This window comes from Nonlabens dokdonensis (genome assembly GCF_002162835.1).
Classification (GTDB): domain Bacteria; phylum Bacteroidota; class Bacteroidia; order Flavobacteriales; family Flavobacteriaceae; genus Nonlabens; species Nonlabens dokdonensis_B.
This window is the reverse complement of sequence record NZ_MAAX01000032.1, coordinates 1-7,710: the sequence shown is the minus strand read 5'-3', so window position 1 is coordinate 7,710 and position 7,710 is coordinate 1. Positions and strand designations below refer to the sequence as shown.

Genomic DNA, 7,710 nt, shown 5'->3' with positions numbered 1-7,710 from the left:
GTTACCATTTATGGTTTAAATGATAAAGTCGGAAACATTACTTATTACGATTCTAGCGGTCAGTCAGAGTATTCTATGACAAAACCGTACAGTGAGCAAACAGCAGTAGTTATTGACGAGGAGATTTCAAAAATAATTGAAGCACAATACCAGCGCGCTATTAAGATTCTTACTGAGAATAAAGATAAGCTTACTGAACTAGCAGAAATTCTTCTTGAAAAAGAGGTGATTTTCAAAGATGATTTAGAGAAGATATTTGGAAAAAGAACTTTTGTAAAAGAAGAAGCTGTTGCCTTAAAATCATCTAATAGATCAGTATTAAATGGACCTATAGCAGCCGATGAGGAAGAATAGTTTGCTTGCAAAAATTTAAGTAACTATATTTACCTCCATCCCAAAAAATAGGCTAGCGACAGGCAATGAGTATATTTAAAAAATTATTTGGAAAATCCTCTGATTCAGAACCTGTTAAAGGGTCTAATAAGGAGCGCTCTAAATATATGCCAGATGAAAAGCCACCACTAGATGAAGAATTTATTCACAATTTTCAACATCAAGGTGGACGTTTTCTGTATGCTATAGATGAAAAAGAAATAAAGCAGCATTTTGAAGATATCCTTGTAGAACATGATTATTTTGAAAAAAACGTGCTTTGTTTTGATGATCAATTGAAGAGTAGGTTTGGAGATTTTAATTTGAACTTTACAACTACTAGTGCTACATCTGATTTTTTTCTAGCTACATGTGAATATGTTATAGCAAATAATGGAGCGATTCTCTTTTCTTCTAGACAAGTAAAGGAAACTAAGCCGGCCGATTTGCCAGACACCTACGTTATTCTCGCAAGTACCAGTCAGATTGTAGAATCCATAGGTGAAGGTTTACGTGGGATTAAACACCAAAGTAAAGGACACATTCCTACTAATATAACAACGCTCAAGAACTTCAAAGAGTCAGCTCCTAAACAAGAAAAAGACTTAATGAATTACGGTGCTCCTAACAAAAGATTATACCTACTACTTTTAGAAGATTTATAACATGAGAGAATTAATTACTCGTTCCATATCTGGAATCGTTTATGTATCTCTTGTGGTATTAAGCGCTTTGTATTCTAGAGATGTATTTATATTATTATTCTGTGCCTTTGCATTTATATGTCTCTTAGAATTGATGCCAATGATAAGGCTAAGACAATGGCTCATCTATCCCATTTTGCCCATTGCATATTACTTCATAGTATGGAAGAGTGTCTCAATGGAATTCATATATATTTTACTGGCAGCGACCTTACTAGTTAATATTTACTTAATCAGAGATTTAGTTTTAGTAGATCGCATAGCGTTATTCAATACAAAAAAACACGTTATAGCACTACTCTATCTTATAGGAAGTAGTTTATTCTTAGCGCTCATACCTGATGTGGTAATCCATTTAGATTTAGTTACACCTAATTATCAGCCAGAGTTACTAATAGGTATATTTGCCATAATCTGGACTAATGATAGTTTTGCCTATTTATTTGGAAAAAATTTTGGTAAGCATAAGCTTATGAAGCGTATTTCACCTAAAAAGACAATAGAAGGCTTTGTAGGTGGCTTAATAATGGCCATTGCTGCCGGTGCAGGTCTCTATTTTTATCTTAAGTCTATAGGTATAATTAATTATACCGTTTGGAACTGGATGACAGTAGCTTTGGTAGTCGCATTTTTTGGTACTCTAGGAGATCTCATTCAAAGTAAAATTAAACGACAAGCGGCCGTTAAAGATAGCGGTAGTATAATGCCTGGACATGGCGGTATATTTGATCGCATGGACAGTATTATCTTTGCAGCACCTTTTGCTTACGCCACCTTTTTAATTATAAATTATGTTTCATAAAGAAGGAAATACCTCTATACTAATAGCATTTGTACTAACAGTTATACTAATGAGTGTAATCTGGTTAGTATCACTACCAGAATGGATTCAAATAAGCCTATCTGCAATTGTAATTATTTTTCTATTCATTATTTTACAATTCTTTAGAAACCCAAAAAGAAACACTGTTTTAAGCGACACTACAGTCGTCTCTCCTGTTGATGGTAAAGTAGTGGTAATAGAAAAGGTCACTGAAAGTGAATACTTTAAAGGTGAACGAATAATGATATCTGTATTTATGTCTCCTATTAATGTTCATGTAACGAGGTACCCTATTTCTGGAAAAGTTACTTACAGTAAATATCATCCAGGTAAATACCTAGTGGCATGGCATCCTAAGGCTAGTGAAGAAAATGAAAGAACAACGGTTGTAATCAACCATAAGAATAAGGTACAAGTTATGTACAGACAAATCGCTGGTGCGCTTGCTAAGCGTATTGTAAACTATGCTAAAGAAAATGAGACTATTACTCAGGGAATGGATAGTGGTTTTATTAAATTTGGAAGTCGAGTAGATGTTTACTTACCAGTAGACACGCCTATTAATGTAGAATTAAATCAAAAAGTTAAAGGAGGAGAATCTGTTCTTGCCACTTTCTAGATGACCAAAGAAGAGTTAGATAAAGAATTTAATGCCGCTTTTGCAAAAGCGTCCTCAGAAGAACAATCTCTGGTACCACCAGATTTGCAGCTTCATTTGTATGCTTATTATAAGAGAGCAATAGATGAGCCCTATGTGAGTAATAGAAGCTTTGAGTCTAATGATTTGAGAAATGCGTTTAAAATGAACGCGCTTATTCAAGTTCAAGCAATTTCTAAAAAGGAAGCTAAAAAAAGATATATAGAAATTATCAAAGAGCTTTATCCTAAACCTTGGTAAGTCCAGCATTTCAATAGGTAGCAAAAAATTATAAAAGCCTCAATAGAATTACTCTATCGAGGCTTTTGTATTTAAATAAATTTTGCGACCTAATCTTTTTTTCTGAGGATATAGATCGCTAGTGCGGTTAAACATAGTACAGCAGCACCTAAAACAATAACTATAGTAACAAATGGGTTCATTTTTATTCTCTTTTATTCAGAATGTACTTCAAATATTTTATTACTCCTATTACAACTGCAACAACAATTACAGAACAAATTAGTAATACTAAAACCGCTGTATGATCAGTGGTATTCATATAAGATTAACTCAAAGCTTTTATACTAGCCTCAATCGTATCAATTTTTGCAAGAGCGTCAGCTTCCTTTTTCTTTTCTATTGCAACCACGGCATCAGGTGCATTACTTACAAAGCGTTCATTGCCTAGCTTTTTTTGGACACCTATTAAGAATCCTTTTGCTCTTTTAAGTTCTGTCTCAAGTTTTTCAAGCTCTGCAGCAACATCTATATTTCCTTCTAGTGGAATGAAATACTCATTAGATTTAACACGGTAACTAGCAGCACCTGCAAGTTGCTCTTTGATCACCTCAACAGAAGATACATTACCCATTTTTTGAATCAACGAGTTGTAATCTGCACTAAGGTTTTCATTATTTATGGTTTTGAGCTCAATCTCGTTTTTAAAAGCAATTTGCTTCTCTTTACGTACCGTTCTTATTCCTGCTATAACATCTTGAACTAATTCAAAATCTGCCAAAAGGTCAAAATCTATCTCTCCTACTTCAGGCCAGGTATTAACACATAAAGCTTCTTCAGGCTTTCTACTTGCTATAGCCTGCCATAATTCTTCTGAGATAAAAGGCGTAAATGGGTGAATAAGTCTAAGATTATCTTCAAAAAGCTCTATTACCTGTGCAATCGTTAATGGATCAATAGGTTTTTGATATTCTGGCTTTACGATCTCTAGTAACCATCCACAAAAGTCATCATAGATTAATTTATAGGAAGACATCAACACGTCACTTATTCTATATTTTGAATAATGATCTTCTATTTCTTCTAGAACCTTGTTAAATCTACTTTTATACCATGCTATACCTTGTGCAGCATGAGGTGGCTGTTCTAAAGAATTATCAACTTCCCACTTATCTATTAAACCGGTGTAAGCACTGTAAATCTTGTTTACAAAACCTTTTCCTTGCTGACATAATTTCTCATCAAACATGATATCATTTCCAGCAGCGGCACTAAGTAACAATCCTACTCTTACACCATCAGCACCATAATCATCTATGAGTTTTAATGCATCTGGTGAGTTACCTAATGATTTGGACATTTTACGCCTTTGTTTATCTCTCACTAATCCAGTTAGATAAACTTTTTCAAATGGCTTTTCATCACGTAATTCGTATCCGGCAACAATCATACGTGCTACCCAAAAGAATAAAATATCTGGTCCAGTAACAAGATCTCTGGTAGGATAATAATAGTTGATCTCTTCGTTTTCTGGCTTTAAAACTCCATTAAATACACTTATAGGCCACAACCAGCTCGAGAACCATGTGTCTAAAACATCATTCTCCTGACGTAAATCTTCCTTTTGTAAATTGTTGTTGTTAGTTCGCTTTCGCGAAAGCGTAACAGCCTCTTCTAGACTACTCGCAACTACAAAATCTTCTTTCCCATCACCAAAATAATAGGCAGGAATGCGCTGTCCCCACATTAACTGTCTTGAAATATTCCAGTCACGGACATTTTCCATCCAGTGGAAATAAGTGCTTTTAAACTTAGGTGGCAGGAGCTCAACAATGTCATTTTTAACGGCGTCTATAGCAGGTTTTGCAAGCTCTTCCATTTTTAAGAACCACTGGTCAGAAAGTCTAGGCTCAATAACAGCTTTAGTACGCTCACTAGTACCTACTTTATGAACATGATCTTCTTTCTTTATTAAAAACCCAGCTTGTTCAAGTTCTTGAGAAATTTCTTTACGTACTACAAAACGATCTTTACCTTCATAATGAAGCCCAAAACTATTTAAGGTCGCATCTTCATTAAAGATATCAATAACTTCTAGATTGTGAGTCTCTCCTATTTTCTTATCATTTTCATCATGGGCTGGAGTAATTTTTAAAGCTCCAGTTCCAAATTCTCTATCCACATACTCATCTGCAATAACTGGAATTTCTCGATTAACAATAGGAACGATAACCGTTTTACCTATCAAAGCTGTATATCTCTCATCTTCTGGATGTACACAAATAGCTGTATCTCCTAAAATAGTCTCAGGACGAGTGGTTGCTATGCTTACATGATCTTCACTTCCTTTAATTTGATATTTAAGATGATACAAATGACCGTTGCGCTCTTCATATATCACTTCTTCATCACTAAGTGTTGTTTTAGCCTCAGGATCCCAATTTACCATGCGATAACCACGGTATATTAAACCTTTGTTATATAGATCGATAAACACTTTTATTACAGAAGCAGACATATCGTCATCTAAAGTAAATTTAGTTCTAGACCAGTCACAACTTGCTCCTAATTTTTTCAACTGCTCTAGGATGATACCTCCATATTCTTCAGTCCAATCCCAGGCATGTTTCAAAAACTCTTCTCTAGAAAGGTCATTTTTATTAATCCCTTGCTCTTTGAGTTTTTTCACCACTTTTGCTTCGGTTGCAATCGAGGCATGATCTGTCCCAGGAACCCAACATGCGTTGTATCCTTTTAAGCGAGCACGACGTATAAGTACATCTTGTATCGTGTTGTTTAACATGTGTCCCATGTGTAAGACCCCAGTAACATTAGGCGGCGGAATCACAATCGTATAGCTCTCTCTATCATCTGGTACTGATGTGAAAAAGTCATTATCCATCCAGTATTTATACCACTTATCTTCGCTTGTTTTAGAATCGTACTTTGATGCTAGGGACATGTTTGGCTTAATTTTTGAATTTAAAAGACAAAAGTACTATTAACTTAAAAATTACGCAGCATTAACGGTCACTTTAAACTCGATAGTTTACTTTTAATAATTCAATTTGACAACGATGAAAAAAATTTTACATATATTCTTTATAGTAGCAGTTACAAGCACAGCTTTAAATGCTCAAAATAACAGTACACTTGATCCTCTCACTACAATAAAATTTGACTCCACAACTATAGATTATGGTGAGATAAAAAAAGGTAGTGATGGTGTGAGAGTGTTTACTTTCACAAACACAGGTGAAGAACTTTTGAAGATTTATAAAATTTACTCTTCATGTAGTTGTGATATTTTATCAAAACCAGAAAACCCTATTAAACCTGGTGATAAAGGCGAAATTAAAGTAAAATATGATACTAATAAAGTAGGTCCTATAGTTAAAACATTAACCGTTTATGGAAATATTAAGGAGAAGCTTATTCCATTAAAACTTAAGGGTCTCGTTTTAAAAGACTCTTAGATTACTTAACTAAAGGAACATTAACTAATTCTACAAAATAAGTTTTACTACCTCTCTTTAATTTCATTTTCAATTTTTTAAAAGGATTTTTGTAAAAAAAGTCATTTACACGATTCATGTTTAACCTTTTTTGATTGAAACCATTTATTGATAATATTTGATCTCCTACTTGTATTCCCGCTTTATCTCCTGGAGAATCCTCCCTAACATAATCGACATAAATTTTAGGCACATATTTATAAGTAACTTCTACATTACTTCTAACGGTGATCTTTGTAGATGTAGTATTACCGTAACCTACTTTATCATTAGAAAAATCTCTACCTATTTCTGTAAATAATTGTGCATCGCCTCTTTGCACACCTAGACCACTCATATTGTAATAAAACCCTTCATTAAAAAATCTATTAGGTTTTAAACATATCTTTTTATTAGGATAATCTATGATAACATCATATCTACGCAATATTTCACCACCTAAACTTCCATCGTTAGAAATAGAGGTCTTTTCTACACTATGGTACTCCTTATATGGGTATGATACAGCTACTTTTTTAAGGGTAGTATCAAATAAATTAATAGAATTAACTTTAGTGCGTATGCCATAGATCTTTCCATTAATCCCAAAACCTAAATAATCTTCAAAACTATTTTGCATAGTAAAAGTTTCATTTACCTGATTTAAAATCCATAAAGCATCACCACTTCCAGTATCAATTAGAAGTTCATATTCTCCCTTTATCAAATCGTTCTCAAGCGCGATCTGAACAAATGGCCTATCGTTTTTCAATGTTAAATCAAATTGTTTTTCTTTACGTACCGATTTTGGTAAGTCACTATAATTAGAATATGCCTTTATAGAGGAGTTTTTGTAATCAAGATGAGTAACAAAATTCTTAAAGAAGTCAATACCTAACAAACCATGAACTTCAATGTCTACTTTAGGGGACATATCAATTTCATCATTACTTAAAATTAAAATCTCAGCATTGTTATTTGAGATATAATCTCCTACCTCGATTTTATTTCCTCTTGAACGATATGCTTGAATGGATTCTTTATCACCATAGCCTCTAACTTGGATAAACTTACCTTCCTTTAGACTCAAAGAGTCAATTCCCTTCAAATTAAAAATTATATTTTTATTTGCACCAGTATCAAGAATAAAGTTAAACTCAACATTATTAACTTTTACTGGTAGTACTATAAGATTTGAATGTTCTTCAAAAGCTATCCTTTCTTTATCATAACCTTCTTTAAAAACAAAACCTTCCTGTCCATTCACAGTTTGTAAAATGAATAACAGAGTAAATAAAAGAGTTATAGATTTCATAATACCTAAATATAAGGTTTTGTCAAAGTCTTTTGTGCATCCTTACTCAAATACTACCTTTGCAAATTAAAAAATCATCATGCCACAAATTTCTGAAAAAGGGCTTCAAATGCCTTCCTCACCTG

At 33.4% G+C, this 7,710-nt stretch carries 7 protein-coding genes and 1 pseudogene; 6 read left to right on the top strand and 2 right to left on the bottom strand.

What is annotated here, in order from left to right; genetic code table 11:
- The 5 genes and pseudogenes from A9Q93_RS02100 to A9Q93_RS02080 all read left to right on the top strand — a co-directional run.
- Window positions 1-354: pseudogene (locus A9Q93_RS02100) on the top strand (peptidase M41); the annotation flags it as partial.
- A 65-nt stretch (window positions 355-419) separates the two neighbouring features.
- Window positions 420-1,037, top strand: a complete 618-nt coding sequence (locus A9Q93_RS02095; RefSeq protein ID WP_303685730.1) for an LUD domain-containing protein — start codon at window positions 420-422, stop codon at window positions 1,035-1,037.
- Between the two features lies 1 nt (window position 1,038).
- Window positions 1,039-1,878, top strand: a complete 840-nt coding sequence (locus A9Q93_RS02090; protein WP_303685729.1) for a phosphatidate cytidylyltransferase — start codon at window positions 1,039-1,041, stop codon at window positions 1,876-1,878.
- The gene (locus A9Q93_RS02085) at window positions 1,868-2,518 is read left to right on the top strand and encodes a phosphatidylserine decarboxylase family protein (RefSeq protein ID WP_303685728.1); all 651 of its coding nucleotides are present in this window, start codon (window positions 1,868-1,870) and stop codon (window positions 2,516-2,518) included. Before A9Q93_RS02090 ends, A9Q93_RS02085 begins: the two co-directional genes overlap by 11 nt.
- Window positions 2,519-2,797, top strand: coding sequence for an acyl-CoA-binding protein (locus tag A9Q93_RS02080; RefSeq protein ID WP_303685727.1), 279 nt, complete (start codon window positions 2,519-2,521; stop codon window positions 2,795-2,797).
- Between the two features lie 307 nt (window positions 2,798-3,104).
- On the opposite strand, the gene A9Q93_RS02075 is transcribed toward A9Q93_RS02080, so the two are convergent.
- Window positions 3,105-5,738 (bottom strand): valine--tRNA ligase, encoded by a 2,634-nt coding sequence (locus A9Q93_RS02075; RefSeq protein ID WP_303685725.1) that lies wholly within the window; start codon window positions 5,736-5,738, stop codon window positions 3,105-3,107.
- Between the two features lie 115 nt (window positions 5,739-5,853).
- Between A9Q93_RS02075 and A9Q93_RS02070 the strand changes: the two genes are divergently transcribed.
- Window positions 5,854-6,252, top strand: a complete 399-nt coding sequence (locus A9Q93_RS02070; RefSeq protein ID WP_303685724.1) for a DUF1573 domain-containing protein — start codon at window positions 5,854-5,856, stop codon at window positions 6,250-6,252.
- A gap of 1 nt (window position 6,253) precedes the next feature.
- Here A9Q93_RS02070 and A9Q93_RS02065 read toward each other — a convergent pair whose 3' ends face one another.
- Window positions 6,254-7,585, bottom strand: coding sequence for an aspartyl protease family protein (locus A9Q93_RS02065; RefSeq protein WP_303685723.1), 1,332 nt, complete (start codon window positions 7,583-7,585; stop codon window positions 6,254-6,256).
- Between the last annotated feature and the right edge of the window lie 125 nt (window positions 7,586-7,710).

Bases quoted from the DNA above. Each gene is read 5' to 3' on its own strand.
- A9Q93_RS02095 (WP_303685730.1), top strand. From the start codon at position 420: ATGAGTATATTTAAAAAATTATTTGGAAAATCCTCTGATTCAGAACCT.
- A9Q93_RS02090 (WP_303685729.1), top strand. From the start codon at position 1,039: ATGAGAGAATTAATTACTCGTTCCATATCTGGAATCGTTTATGTATCT.
- A9Q93_RS02085 (WP_303685728.1), top strand. From the start codon at position 1,868: ATGTTTCATAAAGAAGGAAATACCTCTATACTAATAGCATTTGTACTA.
- A9Q93_RS02080 (WP_303685727.1), top strand. From the start codon at position 2,519: ATGACCAAAGAAGAGTTAGATAAAGAATTTAATGCCGCTTTTGCAAAA.
- A9Q93_RS02075 (WP_303685725.1), bottom strand. From the start codon at position 5,738: ATGTCCCTAGCATCAAAGTACGATTCTAAAACAAGCGAAGATAAGTGG.
- A9Q93_RS02070 (WP_303685724.1), top strand. From the start codon at position 5,854: ATGAAAAAAATTTTACATATATTCTTTATAGTAGCAGTTACAAGCACA.
- A9Q93_RS02065 (WP_303685723.1), bottom strand. From the start codon at position 7,585: ATGAAATCTATAACTCTTTTATTTACTCTGTTATTCATTTTACAAACT.